Annotated in this window: 23 protein-coding genes and 1 tRNA gene; 10 read left to right on the top strand and 14 right to left on the bottom strand. The window is 65.8% G+C overall.

The window, feature by feature from the left end:
• Position 1 precedes the first annotated feature (1 nt).
• The 3 genes from A5766_RS04750 to A5766_RS04740 are packed head-to-tail and all read right to left on the bottom strand — an operon-like array spanning position 2 to position 2,682.
• On the bottom strand, positions 2 to 283 hold the full coding sequence (locus A5766_RS04750; RefSeq protein WP_005202923.1) for a phosphoribosyl-ATP diphosphatase: 282 nt from the start codon (positions 281 to 283) through the stop codon (positions 2 to 4).
• Between the two features lie 38 nt (positions 284 to 321).
• On the bottom strand, positions 322 to 996 hold the full coding sequence (locus A5766_RS04745) for an HAD family hydrolase (protein ID WP_005202922.1): 675 nt from the start codon (positions 994 to 996) through the stop codon (positions 322 to 324).
• Between the two features lie 51 nt (positions 997 to 1,047).
• Positions 1,048 to 2,682: a hypothetical protein gene (locus tag A5766_RS04740; RefSeq protein ID WP_005202921.1), complete on the bottom strand. Its 1,635-nt coding sequence runs from the start codon at positions 2,680 to 2,682 to the stop codon at positions 1,048 to 1,050.
• A 180-nt stretch (positions 2,683 to 2,862) separates the two neighbouring features.
• On the opposite strand from A5766_RS04740, the gene A5766_RS04735 reads away from it, so the two are divergent.
• Positions 2,863 to 3,801, top strand: coding sequence for a manganese-dependent inorganic pyrophosphatase (locus A5766_RS04735; protein WP_005202920.1), 939 nt, complete (start codon positions 2,863 to 2,865; stop codon positions 3,799 to 3,801).
• A 9-nt stretch (positions 3,802 to 3,810) separates the two neighbouring features.
• Here the strand turns inward: A5766_RS04735 and metH are convergent, their stop codons facing one another.
• On the bottom strand, positions 3,811 to 7,395 hold the full coding sequence (gene metH / locus A5766_RS04730) for a methionine synthase (RefSeq protein WP_005202919.1): 3,585 nt from the start codon (positions 7,393 to 7,395) through the stop codon (positions 3,811 to 3,813).
• Between the two features lie 51 nt (positions 7,396 to 7,446).
• On the opposite strand from metH, the gene A5766_RS04725 reads away from it, so the two are divergent.
• Positions 7,447 to 8,325 (top strand): PAC2 family protein, encoded by an 879-nt coding sequence (locus tag A5766_RS04725; RefSeq protein ID WP_005202918.1) that lies wholly within the window; start codon positions 7,447 to 7,449, stop codon positions 8,323 to 8,325.
• 42 nt (positions 8,326 to 8,367) lie between these two features.
• Here the strand turns inward: A5766_RS04725 and A5766_RS04720 are convergent, their stop codons facing one another.
• The 6 genes from A5766_RS04720 to A5766_RS04695 form a co-directional block, all read right to left on the bottom strand.
• The gene (locus A5766_RS04720; protein ID WP_005202917.1) at positions 8,368 to 8,676 is read right to left on the bottom strand and encodes a hypothetical protein; all 309 of its coding nucleotides are present in this window, start codon (positions 8,674 to 8,676) and stop codon (positions 8,368 to 8,370) included.
• A 48-nt stretch (positions 8,677 to 8,724) separates the two neighbouring features.
• Complete coding sequence (gene mshC, locus A5766_RS04715; protein ID WP_064903627.1) at positions 8,725 to 9,978, bottom strand: cysteine--1-D-myo-inosityl 2-amino-2-deoxy-alpha-D-glucopyranoside ligase; 1,254 nt, start codon at positions 9,976 to 9,978, stop codon at positions 8,725 to 8,727.
• Between the two features lie 66 nt (positions 9,979 to 10,044).
• Complete coding sequence (locus tag A5766_RS04710; protein WP_005202914.1) at positions 10,045 to 10,908, bottom strand: SCO1664 family protein; 864 nt, start codon at positions 10,906 to 10,908, stop codon at positions 10,045 to 10,047.
• 5 nt (positions 10,909 to 10,913) lie between these two features.
• Entirely contained in the window at positions 10,914 to 11,612 is a 699-nt protein-coding gene (locus A5766_RS04705) for a DUF3090 domain-containing protein (protein ID WP_005202912.1), read from the bottom strand.
• Positions 11,613 to 11,637: 25 nt separating this feature from the next.
• Positions 11,638 to 12,417 carry an MSMEG_4193 family putative phosphomutase gene (locus tag A5766_RS04700; RefSeq protein WP_005202910.1) on the bottom strand — a complete coding sequence of 260 codons (780 nt, stop codon included), beginning with the start codon at positions 12,415 to 12,417 and terminating at the stop codon, positions 11,638 to 11,640.
• A gap of 56 nt (positions 12,418 to 12,473) precedes the next feature.
• On the bottom strand, positions 12,474 to 13,316 hold the full coding sequence (locus A5766_RS04695) for an undecaprenyl-diphosphate phosphatase (RefSeq protein WP_005202909.1): 843 nt from the start codon (positions 13,314 to 13,316) through the stop codon (positions 12,474 to 12,476).
• A gap of 116 nt (positions 13,317 to 13,432) precedes the next feature.
• On the opposite strand from A5766_RS04695, the gene A5766_RS04690 reads away from it, so the two are divergent.
• From A5766_RS04690 to A5766_RS04680, 3 genes are read left to right on the top strand one after another with little or no spacing between them, the layout of a single operon-like run.
• Complete coding sequence (locus tag A5766_RS04690; RefSeq protein ID WP_005202908.1) at positions 13,433 to 14,551, top strand: YncE family protein; 1,119 nt, start codon at positions 13,433 to 13,435, stop codon at positions 14,549 to 14,551.
• Positions 14,551 to 14,856: a DUF5703 family protein gene (locus tag A5766_RS04685; protein WP_005202907.1), complete on the top strand. Its 306-nt coding sequence runs from the start codon at positions 14,551 to 14,553 to the stop codon at positions 14,854 to 14,856. Before A5766_RS04690 ends, A5766_RS04685 begins: the two co-directional genes overlap by 1 nt.
• The gene (locus A5766_RS04680) at positions 14,850 to 15,953 is read left to right on the top strand and encodes a quinone-dependent dihydroorotate dehydrogenase (RefSeq protein WP_005202904.1); all 1,104 of its coding nucleotides are present in this window, start codon (positions 14,850 to 14,852) and stop codon (positions 15,951 to 15,953) included. Before A5766_RS04685 ends, A5766_RS04680 begins: the two co-directional genes overlap by 7 nt.
• 8 nt (positions 15,954 to 15,961) lie before the next feature.
• Here A5766_RS04680 and A5766_RS04675 read toward each other — a convergent pair whose 3' ends face one another.
• On the bottom strand, positions 15,962 to 16,507 hold the full coding sequence (locus A5766_RS04675) for a YbhB/YbcL family Raf kinase inhibitor-like protein (RefSeq protein WP_005202903.1): 546 nt from the start codon (positions 16,505 to 16,507) through the stop codon (positions 15,962 to 15,964).
• Positions 16,508 to 16,711: 204 nt separating this feature from the next.
• Between A5766_RS04675 and A5766_RS04670 the strand changes: the two genes are divergently transcribed.
• Together A5766_RS04670 and A5766_RS04665 are read left to right on the top strand one after the other, a co-directional pair.
• Positions 16,712 to 17,998, top strand: coding sequence for an alanine racemase (locus A5766_RS04670; protein WP_064903625.1), 1,287 nt, complete (start codon positions 16,712 to 16,714; stop codon positions 17,996 to 17,998).
• On the top strand, positions 17,995 to 19,305 hold the full coding sequence (locus A5766_RS04665) for a D-arabinono-1,4-lactone oxidase (RefSeq protein ID WP_005202898.1): 1,311 nt from the start codon (positions 17,995 to 17,997) through the stop codon (positions 19,303 to 19,305). Before A5766_RS04670 ends, A5766_RS04665 begins: the two co-directional genes overlap by 4 nt.
• Before the next feature lie 43 nt (positions 19,306 to 19,348).
• Here A5766_RS04665 and A5766_RS04660 read toward each other — a convergent pair whose 3' ends face one another.
• Complete coding sequence (locus A5766_RS04660; protein ID WP_064903622.1) at positions 19,349 to 20,707, bottom strand: M20/M25/M40 family metallo-hydrolase; 1,359 nt, start codon at positions 20,705 to 20,707, stop codon at positions 19,349 to 19,351.
• Positions 20,708 to 20,805: 98 nt separating this feature from the next.
• On the opposite strand from A5766_RS04660, the gene A5766_RS04655 reads away from it, so the two are divergent.
• Positions 20,806 to 20,891 (top strand) — tRNA-Leu (locus A5766_RS04655).
• Between the two features lie 307 nt (positions 20,892 to 21,198).
• Entirely contained in the window at positions 21,199 to 21,417 is a 219-nt protein-coding gene (locus tag A5766_RS25480) for a hypothetical protein (protein ID WP_064903620.1), read from the top strand.
• On the opposite strand, the gene A5766_RS04645 is transcribed toward A5766_RS25480, so the two are convergent.
• Both A5766_RS04645 and A5766_RS04640 read right to left on the bottom strand, forming a co-directional pair.
• The gene (locus A5766_RS04645; protein WP_005202895.1) at positions 21,411 to 21,962 is read right to left on the bottom strand and encodes an SRPBCC family protein; all 552 of its coding nucleotides are present in this window, start codon (positions 21,960 to 21,962) and stop codon (positions 21,411 to 21,413) included. The genes A5766_RS25480 and A5766_RS04645 overlap by 7 nt on opposite strands.
• Complete coding sequence (locus A5766_RS04640; RefSeq protein WP_005202886.1) at positions 21,959 to 22,393, bottom strand: ArsR/SmtB family transcription factor; 435 nt, start codon at positions 22,391 to 22,393, stop codon at positions 21,959 to 21,961. The genes A5766_RS04645 and A5766_RS04640 overlap by 4 nt, the downstream gene beginning before the upstream one ends.
• 312 nt (positions 22,394 to 22,705) lie before the next feature.
• On the opposite strand from A5766_RS04640, the gene A5766_RS04635 reads away from it, so the two are divergent.
• The coding region (locus tag A5766_RS04635) for a DUF222 domain-containing protein (protein WP_156527366.1) at positions 22,706 to 23,598 on the top strand (893 nt) is incomplete at its 3' end.

The raw sequence follows: 23,598 nt of genomic DNA, 5'->3' as shown, positions 1-23,598 counted from the left end.
CCTACAGATGGCGGTAGACGTCCTCGAGTGAGAGGCCCCGTTTGATCATCATCACCTGCAGCCAGTAGAGAAGCTGGGAGATCTCCTCGCCGAGCGACTCGTCGGATTCGTATTCGGCGGCCAACCACACCTCGCCGGCCTCTTCGATGATCTTCTTACCCAGTGTGTGCACGCCGGAGTCGAGTGCGGCGGCGGTGCCACTACCTGCAGGACGCGTCGCCGCCTTGTCGGTCAGCTCCGCGAACAACTCATCGAAGGTCTTCACGGGTGTCGATTGTCCCATGCGCGCACATCGGATCGACTCACGGGATCGCCGAACGACTAGTCGTGCCGTGCGAGGTCGATGATCGTCAGTCCGTCGAGGCTGCGCCGAAAGCGGCGTCGCGGACCCGCCGGGACGTCGGCGGCCGACGGCACGACGATCGTCGTGCAGCCGGCGGAGACCGCCGACTGCGTTCCGGTAGGCGAATCCTCAACGGCGACACACTGACTGGCTTCGACGCCGAGCAGGGTCGCCGCCCGCAAATAGGGATCGGGCGCCGGTTTCCCGTATTCCACTTCATCGCCGCACACGGTGACCGCGAAGAAGTGCGGGCCGATCGTGCCGAGTGCCTGATCGGTCAGCTCGCGCACCGTATTGGTCACCAGCGCCATGGGGATACCCGCGTCGAAGATTGTCGTCAGCGCCTCGAATGCGCCTGGTCGCCACGGCAGATCGACGGAGAACAGCTGAGCAACCCGATCGAGCAGCCACCGCTCGTCGGCGGCGTAGTCACGCTCGTCGACCGGCACGCCGGAAGCGTCGAAGACCTTGGTCAGGGCGTCGCTCATGGAGTTGCCGAGTGTCGACTCACGAAGCTCCGGCGTCATCACGTAGCCGTGACGTTCGGAGAGTTCGGCGACTGCGATGTCCCACAGTTTCTCGGAGTCGAGCAGCGTGCCGTCCATATCCCAGAGGACCGCGGCCGGACGGGCTAATTCTGTCGAGGTCGTCACCCGAGCATCATCGCCGATACGGACAACGCGCAGCGAATCCGGTGATTCGGCTCACGTGGCGGCGTCGTCCTGCGCGGGCCGCGGGGCCGGGCGCCTGACGGTGTCGACGACGCTGATCACCAGTCCCAGCGCCGCCGCGGCCATCAGGGAGGCGTAGACGGTCAGCGTGATATCGCCCCGGCCCGATGTGTAGCCACCGCTTCCGCCATGTCCATCCGGTCGACCCGGCCCGTGTTGTCCGCCGCGGCCACCCTGTCCACCCGGTCCGCCGGGACCAGCTTGTTGGCCGGTAGGTGGCTGCCCCGCCGGTTGTTCGGACGACTGTCCCCCGGGTTGTCCGGAGGGCTGTCCGGCGCCACCGCTGTTGCCGTGGAACTGCCTTGTCATGCCGTGGCCCTGATCGCCGGACAGTGACGAGTGGTAGACGCCGATCGCCGACGCCTGGATCAGGACCGGCACCGCGATGAACCACAGCGGGAGGTAGAACGCGGCGATCACGCTGAGGATCTCGACGGCGTAGAAGTATCGGTCGTGCATCGCGGGCAAGAGGAACGGTACGGTGGCAGCACTTGCCGTTGCCACGACGAGTATCGAGGCAGGTGTGACGGCCGGCTTCTTCCACAGCGACCAGGCCAGGAACACCACGATCACCAGCGCGGCCAGCCCGATACCGAGATGTGCCAACCAGGTGGCGTCCCCCGAGATCGGAATGAGCTGATACAGGGTCGCCGCGCCGAGCGTGAGCTGCTTGTACGAGTCGGTCTGGTTCAGATACACCGAGAGTGCCGTCGACCACGACGCGCCTGCCAACACCGCGGGAATGTCGAGCAGCACGTAGACGGCGGGTATCGCCAGCAGGGCATACCAGGGGATGCGACGGCGAACGAACAACCACAACACCACCGGCAACACGAAGATCGCCTGCAGTTTGAAGCTGATCGCCAGGCCGAAGAACACACACGCGATCACGGAGTTCGACACGTACGGATTCCACGCACGCACATCCCACATACGCACATTCCACGCAGACCGATTCCAGACGTGCGCCTGTCGCCCAGAATCGCCTTCACAAGTATCGCTGCCTTGAGCGCGCAGCAGGAAGTAGATCCCGGCGACAACACACGCGGTGTAGATGGCGTCGGCCTGACCCCACCAGGCGCTGTTCATGATCACCGACGGCAGGAGGAACACGACGCCAAAGGCCAACGCGCGCAACCAGAATCGATCTGTGCGAATTGCGACGATCCGGTACGCCAAGCTCGCCAGCGCCACGTCGAAGATGATCGACAGCGCCTTGATGCCGATCAGTGACGGCACGTGCAGCACGGTGAGGAGCCAGATCAGATAGAGGTAGGGGTAGTTGTAGTCGGCGAACTGCTCACGGAACGCGCTGAATCCCTGCTGGTCGAGGGTGTCGTACCAGCGGCTCAAGAAGTTCTGGTAGTCCATCGTCTGACGATCGAGGAAGTACCACCGCACGCCAAGCCCTACCGCCAGCACGACGCCGAGGATGCACCAGCGCAGCCACCGGGGCACAGCGTCGTGCCGGGCCGGGTGGTGCGGGATCGGGGCGGGCTGCGCGGTTCCGGAGACGAGGATGCTCGAGTTTTCGGGCAGGTCTGCGGGAGTGAGAGTCGACGACACGGTGTCCACTGTGATCGGCGAGCCTGGGAAGTGGATGGACATAAGCTGTCCGGTTCTTCCCAGGTTCATCCACCCGGCGGGCTTCACCCCGCTTGATTCACCGCGTTTGATCCACCGCGTTTGATCCACCCCGGGCCGACTCGTCCATGGCCAGATCGCCCCGCGCACAATCGTCGTAGTGTCGAGGGAGCACGGACATAGTCGAGCAGTCTCGGAGGATCCATGTCGAAGGTCTTCGTCTTCGGTCACCGCAACCCGGACACCGATGCCATCGCGTCGGCGCTCGCGATGGCTCACCTCGAGCGCACGCTCGACCCCTCACTCGACGTCGAAGCCGTCGCCCTGGGCGAACCCTGCGTCGAAACCCGTTATGCGCTTGATCATTTCGATGTCGACGCGCCTCGTGTCATCGAGCACGCGCGACCGGAGGCCGACGGGGTGATTCTCGTCGACCACAACGAACGTCAGCAGAGCGTCGCCGATATCGCCGACGTGACCGTTCACAAGGTGGTCGATCATCATCGGATCGCCAACTTCGAGACCGCTGCACCACTGTGGTTTCGCGCTGAGCCCGTCGGCTGCACCTGCACCATCCTTCACCGGATGTTCGGCGAGAACGACCTCACCCCACCGGCAGACCTCGCGGGGATGATGGTGTCGGCAATCATCTCCGACACGCTGCTGTTGCACTCGCCGACCGCCACCGACCTGGACCGAACAGCTGCACAGGCACTTGCCGAGCGCGCCGGCATCGACCTCGACCACTACGGCACCGACCTGCTCCGCGCGGGCTCCGACGTCGGCGACGCATCTGCGGCCGAACTCATCGACCGTGACGCCAAGAGCTACACCATGGGATCGACGACGGTCCGCGTTGCACAGATCAACACCGTCGACGTCGACAGTCTGCTCGCACGCCGCGACGAGTTCCTCGCCGCGATGAACGCCGAAGCGCGACAACAGGGGTACGACCTGTTCGTGCTACTGCTCACCGACGTGCTGAAGGTCGACTCCGACCTCCTCGTCGTCGGGTCACCCGTCGAGGCCGTCGAAAAGGCGCTCGGCGTGACCGTCCGCGACGGCCACGCCAAGGCGCCCGGGATCGTCTCCAGGAAGAAGCAGATCGTCCCGCAGTTGACCGAGGTACTGCGCGCCACGTGACGCGCATGCTCAGACGTTGAAGTACTTGGCCTCCGGGTGGTGCAGAACGAAGGCGTCCGTCGACTGCTCGGGATGAAGCTGCAACTCCTCCGAGAGCTCGACGCCGATGCGCTCTGGTTCGAGGAGCTTCATCATCGTGACGCGGTCCTCGAGGTTCGGGCACGCGCCATAGCCGAAGGAGAAACGCGCACCGCGGTACTCGAGGTCGAAGAAGCCCTGGGCAGCGTCGGGATCCTCAGAGCCGAATGACTTGTCCCCCACCGTCAGTTCGCTGCGCACCCGCTGGTGCCAGTACTCGGCCAACGCCTCCGTCAACTGCACTCCGATGCCGTGGACCTCGAGGTAGTCGCGGTACGCGTCGTCGGCGAAGAGCTTGTTGGCGAAGTCGGCGATGGGCTGACCCATCGTGACGAGTTGGAACGGCAGCACGTCGACCTGTCCGGTGGCTACGGCGTCGTCGCGCGAGCGGATGAAGTCGGCGATGCACAGGAACTTCGGCCGCTGCTGGCGTGGGAACGAGAAGCTGTACCGCACAGGGGCATCCGGGCGAGGCTCGGTCAACACATGCACGGTGTCGCCCTCGCTGACCGCAGGGAAGTACCCGTACACAACGGACGCGTGCTGCAGGATGCCCTCGGTCGACAACCGGTCGATCCAGTAGCGAAGCCGCGGACGACCCTCGGTTTCGACCAACTCTTCGTACGACGGCCCGTCGCCGCCGCGCGCTCCCCGCAGCCCCCACTGACCCAGGAAGAGGGCGCGCTCGTCGAGTAGTTGGCGGTACTCGGCAACGGGTACGCCCTTGATGATCCGAGTCCCCCAGAACGGCGGTGTCGGAACGTCGTTGTCGGCGGCCACATCCGAGCGTGCAGGCACCTCGATCGGAGTCTCCGCGGCCTTGCGCTTGGCGGCGATGCGCTTCGATCGTTCGTGGCGTGCCTTGCGCTCGGCAGCCTTCTGGGCGGCAGCGATAGAGTCGGCGCTCTCCGGCACCGATCCCCCGCCACGTTTGAGCGCCATGATGTCGTCCATCAGTCGCAGACCCTCGAAGGCGTCGCGCGCGTAATGCACGTCGCCCTCGTAGGCTTCCGAGAGGTCGTTCTCGACGTACGACCGCGTGAGCGCCGCTCCGCCGAGCAGGACGGGATAGTTGTCCGCCAACCCTCGGGCGTTGATCTCCTCGAGGTTCTCCTTCATGACGACCGTCGACTTCACCAGCAGCCCCGACATGCCGATCACGTCGGCGCGCTTGTCCTCGGCCACCTCGAGGATCGTCGAGATCGGTTGCTTGATACCGATGTTCACGACCTCGTAGCCGTTGTTGCTCAGGATGATGTCGACGAGGTTCTTGCCGATGTCGTGGACGTCGCCCTTCACAGTGGCAAGGACGATGCGTCCCTTGCCGTCCTCGCCGGTCGCCTCCATATGCGGTTCGAGATGTGCCACAGCGGTTTTCATGACCTCGGCCGACTGCAACACGAATGGCAGCTGCATCTGGCCGGAGCCGAAGAGCTCGCCGACGGTCTTCATGCCGGACAGGAGTGTCTCGTTGATGATCTCCAGCGGCGGCTTCTGCGTCATGGCCTCGTCGAGGTCGGCCTCGAGCCCGTTGCGCTCGCCGTCGACGATGCGACGCTCGAGTCGCTCGAACAGCGGAAGCCGATTCAGTTCTGCCGCACGGGTTTCGCGGGCCGACGCCGCCGAGACGCCCTCGAACAGCTCCATGAGCTTTTGCAGCGGATCGTATCCGTCACGTCGACGGTCGTAGATCAGGTCGAGCGCCACGTCGCGCTGCTCGTCGGGGATGCGAGCCATCGGCAGGATCTTCGACGCGTGGACGATCGCGGTGTCGAGACCCGCCTGCACGCATTCGTGGAGGAACACCGAGTTGAGCACCTGGCGCGCAGCGGGATTCAGGCCGAACGAGATGTTGGAAATACCCAGGGTGAAGTGCACCTCGGGATGAGCCTCGTGTAGCCGCCGGATGGCCTCGATGGTCTCGATGCCGTCCTTGCGGACCTCCTCCTGACCCGTCGAGATCGGGAACGTCAGGGTGTCGAGGATGATGTCCTCTTCGGCGAGGCCCCAGTTCCCGGTGATATCGGCGATGAGCCGCTCTGCCACACGGACTTTCCAGTCAGCGGTACGCGCCTGGCCTTCCTCGTCGATCGTCAGCGCCACCACAGCGGCACCGTGTTCGACGGCGAGCCGCATGATGCGTGCGAATCGCGAATCGGGTCCGTCGCCGTCCTCATAGTTGACGGAGTTGACCGCACACCGACCGCCGAGCGCCTCGAGTCCTGCGCGGATCACCTCGGGCTCGGTGGAGTCGAGCATGATCGGCAGCGTCGACGACGTCGCGAAACGGCCAGCGAGCGCAGTCATGTCCGCAGCTCCGTCGCGGCCGACATAGTCGACGTTGAGGTCGAGCATGTGCGCACCGTCGCGGGTCTGGTCCTTGGCGATGTCGAGGCACTTCTGGTAGTCCTCGGCGAGCATCGCCTCGCGGAATGCCTTGGAGCCGTTGGAGTTGGTGCGCTCGCCGATCACCAAGAAGCTGGCGTCCTGGTCGAAGGGGACCGCGGTGTACAGCGACGACGTCTCCGACTCGTGCTGCGGATTCCGCTGCGCCTTGGTCACGTCGGCGACCGCCGCCGCGACCTCACGGATGTGGTCGGGCGTCGTGCCGCAACAGCCACCGACGAAGGACAGGCCGAATTCACCGACGAACGTCGCCAGTGAGGACGCGAGCTCGTCGGGCTGCAACGGGTATACGGCGCCGTTGGGCCCGAGCTCGGGAAGACCGGCGTTGGGCATGACCGAGACCGGGATGGTGGCGTGCCGCGACAGGTAGCGCAGATGCTCACTCATCTCGGCGGGCCCGGTGGCGCAGTTGAGTCCGATCATGTCGACGCCGAGCGGCTCGATGGCGGTCAGCGCCGCCCCGATCTCGGAACCGAGCAACATGGTGCCCGTGGTCTCGACCGTGACGTGGGAGATGATCGGGATCCGACGCCCGAGCTGGGCCATCGCCCGCTTGGCAGCAAGAACGGCAGCCTTCACCTGCAGCAGATCCTGCGAGGTCTCCACGAGGATCGCGTCGGCGCCTCCGTCGAGCATGCCTGCGACGCATTCGAAGTAGGCGTCGCGGATGGCCTCGAACGTGGTGTGGCCGAGGCTGGGCAGCTTGGTGCCGGGGCCGATGGACCCGAGGACGTAACGTCCGGTGCCATCACTCGACGGCCCCATCTCGTCGGCGACACCACGGGCGATGGAGGTGCCCTTGAAGGACAGTTCGCGGATGCGGTCGGCGATGTCGTAGTCGCCGAGGTTCGAGAGGTTGCAGCCGAATGTGTTCGTCTCCACGGCATCGGCGCCGGCCTCGAAGTAGGCGCGGTGGATGTCGGCGAGTACGTCGGGGCGGGTGTCATTGAGGATCTCGTTGCAACCCTCGAGGTTGTTGAAATCGTCGAGCGTCAGATCCGCAGCCTGCAACATGGTGCCCATCGCCCCATCGCCGATCAATACTCGACGCGACATGTCCGTCAGGAACGTCGTGTCGAGGTCGGTTGCGGTACGGGAGGGGTTGGACATGGTTCTCAGCGTAGTTCGCTCTCTTTTGTGATCAGGTCGTAGGCTGGTTCAGTGAACGCAGAGCAGTTGTCGAATCTTCCCCGGTTGCGCCGGCCGATCCTGCTGGCTGCCTTCGAGGGCTGGAACGACGCCGGAGACGCGGCCAGTAGCGCCGTCGAGCATCTCGCGCTGACCTGGGACGCGCAGCCCCTCGTCGACATCGACGCCGACGACTATTACGACTTCCAGGTCAATCGGCCCACGGTGAAGCAAATCGACGGAGTCACCCGCCGAATCGACTGGCCGACGACGTCGATCTCCTACTGCAGCCCCGAGGGAGCCGACCGTGACATCGTACTGGTGCGCGGAATCGAACCCAACATGCGCTGGCGTGCGTTCTGCGCCGAGATCGTCGACCTCGCGCATGAGTTGGGCGTCGAGACGACAGTGATGCTCGGCGCGCTACTCGCCGACACCCCTCACACCCGTCCGGTGCCCGTGACCGGGAGCGCCTACAGCAGTGAAGCGGCCGAGCGCTACAACCTCGCAGAGAATCGCTACGAGGGCCCGACCGGCATCACCGGCGTGCTGCAGGATCTGTTCGTGCAGGCAGGGCTGCCCGCGGTGTCGTTCTGGGCCGCGGTCCCGCATTACGTGTCGACGCCGCCCAACCCCAAGGCGACGGTCGCGCTGCTCAACAGGGTCGAGGAGGTCCTCGACATCGAGGTACCGCTCGGCACGCTGCCCGAGCAGGCCGAGGAATGGGAGCAGGCGGTCACCGAGATGACCGAGGACGACGAGGAGATCGCCGACTACGTCCGAGGCCTCGAAGAGCGTGGCGACGCCGAACTCGACACCGACGAGGCGATGGCGAAGATCGACGGCGACGCGTTGGCGGCGGAATTCGAGCGCTATCTCAAGCGGCGTCGACCCGGTCCGTTCGGAAGCTGAGCCGCACCGACCGCTCGCCGTGTCAGCTACTGATGTCGGGGTTCAGTCGATGCGTTCGATGGAGACGACCGGCGTCGTGATGCGCCAGGTCCGTACGTCCGGGTCGTCGGCGGCGCGAACCCAGAACTGCGCTGATTCGCCCACGCGGCATGACTTCACACCGAGAAGCGGGATGTCTTCGGAGTCGCGTCGCAGTCTGCTGACCGCCCATTCCTCGCTGTCGGTGCCACCCACCCCCGGAGCCCGCAGCAGAGTCATGTCGTTGAAGTCAAGCAGATACGTCGAGGTCCGTGTGATCACGGTGTACACGCCGGATTCGGTGTTGGGTCGGATCTCCTGAACGCGGGCCACCCGGAGAACTCTACTAAGCTGCGCCGCCTGCGTACGAATCGAGTCGGATCATCGTGTCGCGTGGCTCAATTCGACGCCGAGCAGTGCTTCGACGGCCGAAGCGAGATCGCCGGGAGCCGTCGTCGACTGTCCGATTCCCTGCTCGACGTCCCGGCACCACCCATCGATTGCCGCGAGGGCCTTGAGTGTGTCGAGGTCGTCGGCGAGATGCTCCCGCACGCGGGCGATGACGGGTGCGGCGTCGGGGCCGGTCGTCGCCGACGTGGCGGCCCGCCAGCGCTCGAGACGTGCGCGACCTTCGTCGAGAACGGCGTCACTCCACATGCGGTCGGCACGGTAGTGCTCGGCGAGCAGCGCCAGCCTGATGGCCGCGGGATCCTCACCCGCGCGGCGCAGCACCGACACGAAGACCAGGTTTCCGCGGCTCTTCGACATCTTCTCGCCGTCGAGTCCGACCATGCCGGTGTGGACGTAGTGGCGGGCAAAGCGACGGGCACCCGTGTACGCCTCGCCATGCGCTGCGGAGAACTCGTGATGGGGAAAGATCAGGTCGTTTCCGCCGCCCTGGATGTCGAATTCGACGCCGAGCCGGTTCAGCGCGATCGCCGAACATTCGACGTGCCAACCGGGACGTCCCGGTCCGAACGGCGACTCCCACGACGGTTCGTCGGGGCGGCGGGCGCGCCACAGGATGGGATCGAGGCGGTCACGCTTGCCCTGACGGTCGGGGTCGCCGCCCCGCTCGGCGAAGAAGCGTTCCATCGTCGCCCGGTCATACCCGGATTCGTAGCCGAACTGCTCGGTGGCGTCCGCGCGGTAGTAGACGTCGGGATATTCGGGATCGTCGACGACGTACGCCGCGCCAGACGCGAGGAGTTTGCCCACCATCTCGATGACCTCGTCGACCGACTCCATCGCACCGATGTAGTCGCGCGGCGGCAGGACGCGCAGCGCCGTCATGTCGTCGCGGAAGAGCTGGATCTGCTCGGAGCCGAGCGCACGCCAGTCGACACCGTCGCGTGCGGCACGCTCGAACAGCGGATCGTCGACGTCGGTGATGTTCTGCACGTAGTGCACCTCGTGCCCCTGGTCGCGCAGCACCCGGTTGACGATGTCGAAGGTGAGATACGTTGCCGCGTGGCCGAGATGCGTTGCGTCGTAGGGCGTGATGCCACAGACGTACATGGTCGCGGTCGCGCCGGGCGAGACGGGGCGCACGGAGCGGCTCGACGTGTCGTACAGGCGGAGCGCGGGTCCGGATCCACCGACAGTGGGCACAGCCGGTTCAGGCCACGATTGCATATCCCCCACTGTATTGGCCGCTGCAGAGCGGAACTGAACAGGGCTGTCAGAACGAGCAGGGACGCCTCAGAAGGGCGGCCAGGGAATGGGGCGGTGAGGCGGCGGCATGGGAAGCCTGCCGGATTCGGCGAGGATGATGGCGCGCAGGGTGAGTGCGTCGATCTCGTCGTCGGTGATGTGTGGGACCAGTGCCGCGCGGAGCTGCGAGTCGTCGGACTCCAGGGCCTCGGCGAGCGTCGCGATATCGGCGATCAGGTGGCCGGGGATCTGATCGCCCGCCCAGCCCCACAGCACTGTGCGCAGCTTGTCTTCGGCGTGTAGGCAGATGCCGTGGTCGACGCCGTAGACGTTGCCGTCGAGACCTTCGAGTACGTGTCCGCCCTTACGGTCTGCGTTGTTGAGGATGACGTCGAGCACCGCCATCCGCAGTAGGCGCGGATCGTCGGCGTGGACGAGAACGACCTGCTCTCCGAGTGGATCGAGCGCCCGCAGGATCGGCCGATAGTTGTCGGGGACCGTGCCAGGTGGGCACAGGTCCACGAGGTCGATGCGGGCCGCCGGGAGGTCGCCGGAGTCGGGATCGGGGGTGTCGATCCAGCGCTGGACCATTCCGGGGCCGAGCGGACCGTCGCGCATCACCGTCGTCGGGATCGTGTGCCAGCCGAGTGCCTCGGAGATCAGGTACGACCCGACCTCGCGCCCGGCAAGCGTGCCGTCGGGGAAGTCCCACAGCGGCACTTCTCCACGAATCGGTTTGTATACGCACCGAACGCTGCCGCCTGTTGACGGTGTTGCCTCGCAGACGAGGGTCGCGTTGCTCGCCGTCGGGATTCGGCCGACGATGACCAGTTCTCCCTCACGGAGCGAATCATCGGAGGTGATGGAGCCCGTGCCGGGCTCGGGCTCGTCGGCGGCCTCCCCCGGCTGCATCGGTGTCAATCCCGCCCCGGGCCCTCGGCGTCGGGTCCATCCCCTGAGTCGTCGCCCTCGTCGTCGGTGTCGTAGAGACCCGAGTCGTCGCCGAGTGACAGGTCGCGGAACACCTCAGGGTCGACGAATTCGATCGATTTGCTCAGCTCTGCGTCGCGTTTGAAGCCGTTCGTGCGGACACAGAGGTGGCCGGCAGGATCGAGGGGCTCGGCACACAGCGGGCATGGCGGCCGACCGGCGGAGATGACCCGCGATGATCGCGCGGCGAACTCGCGGGCGGCCTGCGTGGTGAGGAACACGCGGACGGCGTCGGGACCCTCGTCGGTGTCGTCGAGTACGACGCTCTCGTCGAACTCACCCTCGGTGATGGCGAGCAACTCGACGACGACGGCTTCCGACTCGGCATCCCAGCCGAGGCCCATGGTGCCGACCCGGAACTCGGCGTCGACCGGCATCACCAGGGGGCTGAGATCTCCGACGCGGTCGGACGGCGGTGGAATCGGGGTGCCGAACCTGCGATGGATCTCGTCGAGCAGAGCGCCGATCCGATCAGCGAGGATCTGAACCTGCTGCTTTTCGAGCATCACACTGATGATGCGCGCCTCGTGGACAGCCTGGAGGTAGAACGTCCGGTCGCCCGGTTGTCCGACGGTACCGGCGACAAACCGGTCCGGGCTGCGGAAGACATGGATCGCTCGAGACATCACACCTCCTTTTCTCGTGTGTTCATTATCCGCGCCCGGCGGGAGCCTGTGCAGAAGTTGCCGGTCGCGGGGTGTTGTCGGTACCGGTCTCGCCACCGATGGTCGCGTCGTCCTCGGCTGTGGCGATGTGGGAGGGGGCGTCGTGACTCTTCTTCGGCGGGGGCGACGGTATCGAGATCACGGCGGTGTTGTTGACGGTCTGCACGTACGGGCGCGTCGCGCCGTAGCGCACGATGCTGATCGACGCCGGTTCGATGACTATCCGCTGGAACGTATCGAGGTGGGCGCCCATCGCGTCGGAGATCACCGATTTGATCACGTCCCCGTGCGAGCACGCGATCCAGACGCCGGAGCCGTCCTCACCACCGAGTTCGCGATCGAGCCTTCGGATCGCGGCAACGGCACGGGCCTGTACCTGAGAGAGTCCCTCCCCCTCGGGGAAGACGGCAGCGGACGGGTGTTGCTGCACCACCTTCCACAGGGGCTCGGCGAGAAGGTCTTTGATCGGTCGGTTGGTCCAAGTGCCGTAGTCGACCTCGGCGAGATCGTCGACGACCACCTCGGGAACCTGACGACCGGTCTGCTCGGCAATGGCTGCGAGCAACGGGGCAACGGTCTCACCACAGCGTTGCAGCGGTGAGCGAGCCACCGCCGTGATCTGCTCGACGCACGGGCCGAGTCGATTCACCAGTTCCGCTGCCTGCGAGCGTCCCTTGTCGTCGAGGGCGACACCCGGCGTGCGGCCGGCGAGTACGCCCGAGGTATTGGCAACCGACCGGCCATGGCGAACCAGGATCACGGTCATCCCTCAACCATAGGCACTTGCGCCGGCCGCGGCACAGACAGCCGTCGCGGCGCGGTTCAGGTCGCGCTGATGACCCCTGCGGAGAGCATCCCGATCACGACGAGGCCGAGGGCGACGCGGTAGACGCCGAACCAGTTCAGCGAGTGACCGCTGACGAAGCGCAACAGCCAGGCGATGGAGATGTAGCCGACGACGAACGAGATCAGCGTGGCCACCGCGAGTTGTGCGCCGGTGGCCTCCATACCGTCGCCGGAGGGGTGGAAGGCGTCGGGAAGACTGAACAGTCCGGATGCGAGCACCGCGGGAATCGCAAGCAGGAACGAGAAGCGGAACGCGGCCTCGCGCTCGAGTCCGAGGAACAGACCGGCGCTGGCCGTCGCACCCGACCGTGACACGCCAGGGACAAGGGCGAGGCATTGCGCGAGACCCATGACCAGGCCGTCGCGCAGGGTGAGCTGCTCGATCGACCGGGACTGCGTTGCGACACGTTCGGCGAGCCAGAACACTCCCGAGAACACGATCAGGACGATCGCGGTGATCCAGAGGTTGCGTGCTGCGGTGCGGATCTCGTCCTTCAGCAGGAAGCCGATGATGCCGATCGGGATGGTCGCGAAGATCACGTACCAGCCGATCCGGTAGTCGAGGTTGCGTTCGTGTTCGTTGAACAGTCCGCGGAACCAGGCGGTGATGATCCGCCCGATGTCGCGGGCGAAGAACACGAGCACCGCGGCCTCGGTGCCGAGTTGGATCACAGCGGTGAACGACGCACCGGCGTCGCCGCCGAACATCAGTTCCGAAGCGATACGCAGGTGGGCCGACGATGAGATGGGCAGAAACTCGGTGAGGCCCTGGATGATTCCCAGCACGATCGCCTGGGCCCAGGTCATGGTCTCGGTCACGGGCGACGATGCTACCGGTCGCATGCGGCGCACGAGCGGTGCACCGGATGTGATCCGGCGAACGGCGACGCCGACCTGTCGACGGGCGTTCGATGTGCGTCGCGCAAGATGGTCACATGCGCTCACCCAGGCTTGTCGACACCCCTGCCACTGCCCGCCGACGTTCGGCGTGGGTCTGCGGTGTCGCAGCGATCGTGGCCGCGACGATGGTGCTGGCCGGGTGTGGATCGTCGAACGACAGCGGAGACAAGAAGGAGACCGTGGCGCCCGCGACCGCGAGTGCCGCGCCTTCCGGACCCGCCGCCACACCCGCGGGAACGGTGGTACCCACCCCGCCGGGCAGCACGGTGCTCGCTCATTCGGGCAACGCGCTCGGCGTTCTCGGCCGCGACGGAACGTCGGTGCTGCGATTGTCGACCGAGGCGATCACCACTGCGCCGACCACCACCGCGGTACCCCGCCTCACACGACTGATCGGGGTCGGTGACGCCGCATTCGTGGGCGCCGGCCCGGAAATCCTGGTGCGCATCGGCGCCGACGGTGCCGTGACGTCGGCACGAACCTCAGTCTCGGAGCCCACCGCGCTGGCTCGCACGGCGTCAGGACAGATCCTCGTCGGCACGGCCAACGGTCACCTCGTCGTCTTCGACGCCGCGCTGAAGCAGATCCGCGATATCGGCGGGTTCGTCGGCGTGGATCAGATCACGGTCTCCCCCGCCGGTGCCGACCTGCCCGACGAGCAGGTCGTCGTGCTCGACAAAGCGCAGTCGTCTGTCACACCGGTCAACATCTCCACCGGCGAGTTCGGTGCGGCGCTACGCGCAGGCAACGGCGCCACCGAGGCGACGGTCGACCACTACGGGCGAATCCTCGTAAGCAACACACGCGACGACGAGATCATCGGATTCTTCGGATCACCGCTGGTGATGCGGTTCCGCTATCCCGTGCCGAACGGGCCCTACGCCGTAGACTACGACGACACCCGCAATCTCCTATGGGTGTCGACGACGGCGAACAACGAGGTGGTGGCGTATGACCTTGCCGGTGGTGAACCCGTCGAGAAGCATCGCTTCGCCGCGGTTGCCCAGCCCGACGCACTCACCGTCGACGACGCGTCCGGCACCGTCTACGTCTTGTCCGCCCGCGACGGCGGCGTGCAGGTCGTCACTCCGCCGTACGGCCAAGGGGCGCCCGTGAGCAGTTCGACTGCCGCGCCGAGCGAGGCGGGACGCTGATGTCAACACCTGGTCAGCACCGGCTCCCCCAGCATCACCGCACCAGCGCACGAATCGGTGCGCGCTATCCCCGCGGATGGGAAGTGACGTCCGAGGACTACGAGACGATGTTGATCAAGCTCCCGCCGGACATCACCAGGGTGACCGCGTCGATGCGTCTGTCCCTCGAAGCCGAGTTCGGCGGCTGGGAACTGTCGCGGGTCCGGCTGTATACCGATGGCACCCGAAAAGTGTTGCTACGACGCAAAAAACCGCCACGGGGCAGGGGTGGCGAGCAGTTCGGCGGAAGCGCCGAGGCATGCTGACCCGCGTCAACCGGGTCCTGTACCCGGTCGCGCTGAAGGCGATGTTCCTCCTCGCGCCCGAGCGCATTCACTCGATCATCATGGCGTCGATCCGCACCACCAGCAGGCTGGGCATCGCGCGGACCCTCCTCGCGCGACTGTTCACCGTTCCCGACCCGGTGCTCCGCCAAGAGGTCTTCGGTGTCACCTTCCCGGCACCCCTGGGTCTGGCAGCAGGTTTCGACAAGTCAGCGGCAGCGGCCGACGCCTGGGGGCTTCTCGGCTTCGGGTACGCCGAGGTCGGCACAGTCACCGGCCAGGCCCAGCCGGGCAACCCGCCACCGCGGCTGTTCCGTTTGCCCGCCGACCGCGCGCTCATCAACCGCATGGGATTCAACAATCCCGGCGCACCGGCGGCCGCTGACAATCTGACGGCGGCCCGCGGGCGCGGGATCCCTGTTCCGATCGGCGCGAACATCGGCAAGACCAAGGTCGTGCCGCTCGACGGCGCCGTGGACGACTATCGGGTCTCGGCGCGCCTGCTGGGTCCGCATGCCGATTTCGTGGTGGTCAACGTGAGCTCACCGAACACTCCCGGTCTCCGCGATCTCCAGGCCGTTGACTCACTGCGGCCGATTCTTACCGCGGTACTCGACGAGGTGTCGGTACCGGTCCTCGTGAAAATCGCTCCCGACCTCGCCGACGCCGACGTCGACGCGGTGGCCGATCTGGCCGTCGAACTCGGTCTGGCGGGCATCGTCGCCACCAATACGACGATCTCGCGCGACGGACTCACCACTCCGGCAGACGAGGTCGAGGCAATGGGACCGGGCGGACTCTCGGGAGCACCGCTCGCCGACCGCTCGCTGGAAGTTTTGCGCCGCTTGTACTCTCGCGTCGGCGGCAAGCTCGCCTTGATCAGCGTCGGCGGTATCGAGACACCTGAGCAGGCCTGGGAGCGCATCTGCGCGGGCGCCGATCTGTTGCAGACCTACACCGGCTTCATCTATGGAGGGCCGATGAGCTTGCGCGAGATCCACGAGGGACTCGCAGCCCGCGTGCGCGCCGCCGGATGGAACAACATCTCCGAGGCGGTCGGCAGCGCGACACGCGGCTGATCGTCGACTCAGACGTTCTCGGCGGGCTGCTCGTAGGTACCGATGATCCGCGCGCGTCCGATCGCATGCGAGAACAGGTTGAATCCGAGGTAGGCGGGCGTCGCGTTCTCGGGTAGTTCGAGCGACTCGACGTCGACGGCGTGCACGACGATCATGTACCGGTGCGGTCCGTGTCCGGGCGGTGGCGCAGCGCCGACGAACCGCTTGAGCGAGGCATCGTTGGCCAGCGTGACCGCCCCGGCCGGAAGATCACTGCCGTTCTCGTCGCCTGCATCCTCGGCGAGACTCGTCACCGATGCAGGGATGTCGGCGACCGCCCAGTGCCAGAAGCCTGCGGCGGTCGGGGCGTCGGGGTCGTAGACCGTGACAGCGAAACTCTTTGTCTCCGAGGGAAATCCAGACCACGAGAGCTGCGGCGAGGCGTCGGCGCCGCCCGCTCCCATGATCCCGCTGACCTGCGGAGTTGCCAGCGGTGCGCCGTCGGCCACGCTCTCCGACGTCAGCGTGAACGTCGGCAGGTTCGGCAGGTCTGCGTAGGGGTCGTACGAGGTCATCGAACACCTTTCTCTCGCGAGTACGGCCGGTGTGGCCGAGCGTGCGTGGACTCGTTCGCGAGTCTAATCCGCAGCGCGCGGAGCCCGAGATGCACTTTCACGTCCCGCCATCGAAAGTTGTGTAGTAACTTTCAGTTGACCACTTGGTCAACTTTGGGAGCCGGGTACTCCGCCCTTCCCACGACACGTCCGGGAGCAGCACATATGGGCCGTCTCGAGGCCGCGACAACCCGATCGGGCACAGTCGCATCGTCACAGCCGTGGTCGACCGACCCCGACGCGTACTACGCGGGAATTGACGCGGCGGTGCGCGATGCGGGACTCGACGCGCCGACGCTCGCACTCGATCTCACCGCGCTCGAACACAACATCGCCGACCTGACCGCCCGGGCGGGCGGTGTGCCGATTCGGTTGGCCAGCAAGTCGCTTCGTGTGCGATCGATCATCGACGACGTCGTCGCGCGCGATGGATTTGCGGGAGTCCTCGCCTTCGACGTCGCTGAAGCGCAGTGGTTGGCCACCGAGTCGAACATCGAAGATGTGCTCCTCGGGTATCCGTCGGTTCGACGGGCCGCTCTCGCCGATCTACTCGCCGACGAGGTCGCACTCACGCGCGTCACGCTGCTCGTCGACGACGTCGCCGAGCTCGACGTCGTCGACTCCGTCGTCTCACCAGAGCACCGTTCGGTGGTTCGGGTGGCCATCGACCTCGACGCCTCGTTGCGGCTGTTCGGGGGTCGCGTCCATCTCGGTGTCCGACGCTCCCCTGTGCACGATGCAGACGCGGCCCTGACGCTGGCCCGCGCGATCGTCGCACGTCCCGGGTTCGCGCTCGTCGGCGTGATGTCGTACGAGGCTCAGGTCGCGGGAGTCGCCGACGACGTCGACGGCAAACCACTGATGAACCGGGCAACTCGTGCCATGCAGCGCGTGTCCATGCTCGAATTACGACGCCGAAGAGGCGCGATCATCTCCTCGCTGCGCGAACTCGCCGACATCGAGATCGTCAACGCGGGCGGAACCGGCTCGCTCGAAGAGACCGCGCGCGACGGTTCCGTCACCGACATCGCTGCGGGCAGTGGACTTTTCGGCGGCCATCTGTTCGATGGGTACCGACGCTTTCAGCCCGCTCCAGCGTTGATGTTCGGTCTCGACGTGACGCGCAGACCCGCGCCAAAGATCATCACGTGCGCGGGTGGCGGATGGATCGCGTCCGGCCCACCCGCGCCCGACAGACTCCCGCGTCCGGTGTGGCCCGCAGGTTTGTCCTACATCGGCACCGAGGCCGCGGGCGAGGTGCAGACGCCGCTGACCGGCGACGCGGCGTCGAACCTGGTGCCGGGTGATCGAGTGTGGTTCCGCCACACCAAGTCCGGCGAGGTGTGCGAGCGCGCCAGGACAGTCGCTCTGATCGGACGTGACCAGACCGGACAGGCACGAGTCGACGATCTCGTTCCGACCTACCGAGGGGAAGAAAAGTGCTACCTGTGACAACGCAGACGCGCACGCAGTGGCGCAATTGGAGTGGAAACCAGTCGGCCACAACGGCAGTCGCGACACCCGACAGCGTCGCCGCCGTCGCGGAGCTCGTCGCGACAGCAGCGGCCGACGGGACACGCATCAAGCCGATCGGCTCCGGGCACAGCTTCACCGCCATCGGCGTGCCAGAGGGCATTCAGCTCGACATGTCCGCGCTCCGCGGGGTGGTCGGCGTCGACGGGAAACGGGTGACGTTGCGTGCGGGCACCCGCCTGCACGAGATCCCTGCTCTGCTCGCCCCTTACGGGCTCGGAATGCGCAATCTCGGTGACATCGACCGCCAGACGATCACCGGGGCCACGTCGACGGGTACACACGGAACCGGTCTGAACTTCGGTGGGATCTCGACGCAGATCGTCGACGCGAAGATCGTCACCGGTACCGGTGAGGTCGTCACTCTCACGTCCGACGACGACGAATTGCGCGCTGTCGCCTTGGGATTGGGTGCACTTGGCGTCATCGTCGAGCTGACCATCGAATGTGTCGACGCGTTCAGTCTCCGCGCCCACGACGAGCCTCTCGACCTCGACGATGCGGTCGGAGGCTTTCTCGACCGCGTCGAATCCTTCGACCACCACGAGTTCTACTGGTTCCCGCACACTCGTCGCGCGTTGGCCAAAACCAATACAAGGCTTCCCGCGGATGCCACGCCAAGCGGACCGGGCGCGGTCCGCAGGTATATCGACGACGACCTGATCAGCAACAAGATCTACGGCGTGGTCTGCGAACTCGGACGACGGGCGCCCGCAGTTGTTCCGACGCTGAATCGGGTTGCCAGTCATGCACTTTCGGAGCGCACGTACGTCGCGCCGTCGGCTGAGGTCTTTGCGTCGATCCGCGACGTTCGCTTCCGTGAAATGGAGTACGCGGTCGAACTGCCCGCCGTCGCGGAGGTACTCAACGACATCGAGAAGCTCATCGCGCGCAAGGGATACCGCATCAGTTTCCCGGTGGAGGTGCGCGCGGCCGCCGCGGACAATCTGATGCTCTCGACAGCCTCGGGACGTACCACCGGTTACATCGCGGTCCACCGCTACCACCGTGACGATCCCGCGGACATCTCGGCGTTCTTCGCCGACGTCGAGGAGATCATGGTTGCCCACCACGGCAGGCCACACTGGGGCAAGCTACACACTCGCGACGCGGAGTACTTCCGCGACGTGTACCCGCAATTCGACGACTTCCTCGCGGTTCGGGACAAGTACGACCCCTCGCGCGTCTTCAGCAACGACTACTTGCGGCGAGTGCTAGGAGACTGATCGCGTTGACGCGTCGCAGCTGAACCGTAGGTCGGGGGACCGCTCAGCTGTGATGCAGGAAGTGCTCGAACACTTGCGTGCCGAACAGGACCGAGTCCACCGGGACTCGTTCGTCGACGCCGTGGAAGAGCGCGGCGAAGTCGAGTTCGGGCGGCAGGCGCAGCGGCGCGAAGCCGAAGCACCTGATTCCGAGCTTGGCGAACGCCTTGGCGTCGGTGCCGCCCGACATCATGTACGGGACGGTTCGGCCGTCCTCGTCGTAGGCGAGGATCGCGTCGTTCATCGCGTCGACGAGGTTGCCGTCGAATGTCGTCTCGTAGGAGTCGAGGTGGGTGATCCATTCGCGTCGGACGTTGGGGCCGATCAACTCGTCGATCTCAGCCTCAAACGCCTTCTGGCGTCCGGGAAGAACACGGCAGTCGACGACGGCCTCGGCCTTCTGCGGGATCACGTTGGCCTTGTAGCCGGCCTTGAGCATGGTCGGGTTGGCGGTGTCACGGAGTGTGGCACCGAGGATCCGGGCGAGGCTGCCCAACTTGAACAGGGCGGTCTCGAGATCAGGTGTGTCGGGACCGAGATCCCAACCGGTCTCCTCGGACACCGCCTGCAGGAACTCGGCCACCGAATCGCTGATCACGAGGGGGAATTCGTGATTTCCGATACGCGCGACTGCGGAGGCGATCTCCGTGACAGCGTTGTCGGAGTGCAGGAACGACCCGTGGCCCGCAGTGGCTTCGGCGGTGAGCCGCATCCACGAGAGCCCCTTCTCGGCCGTCTCCACCAGATAGAGACGACGCTGCGTGCCGTCCGGGCGGTCGACGGTCAGTGAGTAGCCGCCGACCTCACCAACTGCCTCAGTCATGCCTTCGAACAGATCCGGCCGATGCTCCACCAGCCAGTGAGAACCCCACGTCCCGCCGGCCTCTTCGTCGGCGAGAAAGGCGAAGACCAGTTCGCGTGGCGGCACGGTGCCGTCACGCTTGAACTGTCGGGCAAGTGCCAGTGCCATCCCCGCCATGTCCTTCATGTCGACGGCGCCGCGGCCCCAGATGTAGCCGTCGGACACCGACCCCGAAAACGGGTGGACACTCCAGTCGGCGGGCTCTGCGGGCACGACGTCGAGATGCGCGTGCACCAGGAGCGCACCACGGTCGGAATCAGGCGGACCGGCGAGCCGCGCGAACACGTTGCCGCGTCCCGGGCGGCCAGACTCGACGTACTGAGTGGTGTACCCCACCTCTTCGAGCATCCCCGCCACCCACTTGGCGCAGTCCTCCTCGCCCTTCGTCGTCTCGGGCTCTCCCGTATTGGAGGTGTCGAAGCGGATCAGTTTGCTGACGATATCGACCACTTCGTCGACGGCTTTGATGGTCCCGGCGGTGGTCTCAGGCTCCGAAGTCACCCCTCACTCCTACGGGATTTGGGATACGGGGGCAACCTCGGTTAGTGTTATCCGGCCCGGTGCGGAACGGAGAAATCCGCGAGACACCGAAGCATCGAGTCCGAGTGGCGGAATGGCAGACGCGCTAGCTTGAGGTGCTAGTGCCCTATTAACGGGCGTGGGGGTTCAAGTCCCCCCTCGGACACCGCGAGAATCCCGGAGAGCATTGCTCTCCGGGATTTTTTCGTTGGGCGGCTGGGCGGCCCGATCGGAAACCTGTGGATCGTGTCGGGCCGATAGCGAGTTCTGATCCTCAAGTCATCCCCCGGCCGGACGGCGACAGCATCTTCACGGCCGGACCAGTGCGCCACGTCGGCAGCCTCCCTGTCAGCGCCGTCGTGCACTCCTGTGGCGTAGGCACAACGGCCGCCGGACTCCGCGCAGGCGTTCCCACAGCCCCGTCGCCAGGGCCGCACTTAGAGGGCGCCAGCCCCGTGTGGGCCAGTCGGCTCATGAGTGGTGCGCGGGTGGCGGGCACGGTGCGGCGCAGCGTCTTGGGCCCGGGTGTCATCATCGAGCGGGGTGCCGAAGTTCTCGATTCGATCGTGTTCTCCGACACCATTGTTCGCGCCAACGCTCGGGTCGGCATCGGCGAGAGACTCGCGCCCGCTTCCCGCCGCACCGCCGGTCATTACTCAACCGGCGGGCGTCGACACCGCCGACGTCAGTAGCCGGAGTCCGGTGACCGGTTCGCGCTCGCGTTCACCCGGTCCCGCACCGTGAGGTAGTACTCCCGTTGCGCCGGGTAGTAGTCATCGAAGTCGAGGTCGGCCGGGTCCGTTCCGGTCACTACCGCCGAGAGACGATCGAGGTAGTACTCCCACCCCGGGCCGGTGCTTTCGATCACCTCCGGATCGTGGACGATCTGACTGAGCCTCAGCGTCGTGATGCCACTGTTCTCGTCCAGCTCAAGGATCAGATCCCACGTACCGGCATCGTCGGTCGTGTGCACCTGAAGGACATGTGGCGGCTCGCAGCGTCGAATGTCGTAGCGCACCGGGGTCATGTTCTCCTCCCCCTCGGCGTTCATCGTGAAGGCGACGTGACCCTCGTCGGGGTCGCCGTCGAAGAAACCTATCCAGCGGGCGAGCCGATCGGACTCGGTCACGGCGGCCCACACGTCGTCGACGGCGGCGCGGTAGGTACGGGTGAACTCGACCACGTCGCCGTCTCGGCGGACGCGGTGCCGGCCGCTGGGTATGGGTGCATTCGTCATCCTGGCTCCTGTATCTGGTGGGATGTGACGTCGGGTTCGGCAGCGTGTCGGCTGGACCTGTCTGGGCTTGCGGCCCTGCGTCTTTCGCGTCGGGTTCGGTACACCTCGGTGTTCAGGGCGTCGAGTGCCGACTCCGCGATCGGCACGCGGGAAGCGTCCGCGGCGTCCCCGGATCCGAGGTCGGACAACAACTTCCGCACCTCGAGCAGTGGTGTCGGGTCGAGTCGGTAGTGACGTTCCCGGCCCGTCGTGGCGGCCTCGACCAGGCCGGCCTCGGCGAGCACCCGCAAGTGTCGACTCACCGCGGGCCGCGAGATCGGGTGACGGGCGGCGAGCAACCGTTGGATGTCGACGACTCGTTGCGGGCCGTCGACCAGGATCCGCAGGATCCCGCGACGCACCGGGTCGGCGATTGCGACGAAGACGGACACTCATAAATGGTAACTGACTAATTACCAATTATCAGGGTGTCTTTGCGGAAGGGGCAGCGAGCGGCGACTGCCATGTTTTGGCAACCATCGCCACGGAGAACCTTGCCGCCGTCGCGTTTTCGGCGATCACGAGCATCCTTGACACCTCGAGTGTTCAACGCCGCAATGCTGGACCGAAAATGGGTGGTCGGGACTCGGCGAAACGCGTGTCCACGAGGTCGAAAAATTGTTCGAGAATTCCTCGACGTTGTCCGTATTGTCGGGTAGTATAGAACACATATTCGATACGACGTGGGGCGGGGGTGGCGGCACGTGAACAGCAAACGCAACAGCAGCGACGGCGGAAGCGGTGGCGTGCCTTCGGCTTTGGGGTCGTCTGTATTGGCCTCTGCGGCGGTGGGGTCTGCGGATGCGGTGGTGGCGGAGAAACTGTCACGGCTTGCTGCGGTGTTGGATGAGTTGGCGACGGTGGATGTGTCGTTGGTGTCCGATGACGTGCTGGTGGAAGCCACCGTCGAGGCCGAACGCCTGGCGTTGCGGACGGCGGGCGCGGTCACGGATCGCTTGGTCGTGGAGGCCTCTGACCGGGATCTGCCCCACTCGTTGGGTTTCCGCGATATTCGGAATTTCATGGGACAACGTCTGCATATTGGCGATCCGGCAGCCCGATATCAGGTGATCGCGGCGACCGGCTCATTCACCACAATCTGCGGCGACCGCCTGCCACCCGCGTGCCCGACGTTGGCCGGCTACGTCGTGGAAGGACGCGTCGCCGGAGCACACGTCCGCGCGGTACTGGAAGTGCTCGAAGCGATCCCCGGTGAGGTGTCGGCCGAGACCAAAGCGGCCGCCGAAGCACAGATGGCCGGGTATGCGGTCCAGTTCACGCCCGCCGAAATCACTAATTTGGGTTCACGATTGTTGGCGCATCTGGATCCGGATGGGACGCTGACCAACCCGAAAGACCGCAAACGTCGACGCCGCTTGTGGGTGAACCGGCAAAACGCACAACTCATGTCGCGGTTGACCGCCGATCTCGATCCGATCGCCCGAGCCCGGCTGGACACCGTGCTGGACTCGTGGGCCAAACCCGGCATGAACAACCCCGACGACCCCGACTCACCTGTCGGTCCGATCACCACCGCCAATGCTGAGCAGGTCGCGGCGGCGGCGTTGCGGGATCAACGCTCACCCGCCCAACGCAA

The organism is Gordonia sp. 852002-51296_SCH5728562-b, from assembly GCF_001665475.1.
In the GTDB taxonomy this organism is placed as follows: Bacteria; Actinomycetota; Actinomycetes; order Mycobacteriales; family Mycobacteriaceae; genus Gordonia; species Gordonia sputi.
The sequence above is the reverse complement of the archived record's forward strand: the minus strand, read 5'-3'. Positions and strand labels throughout refer to the sequence as shown.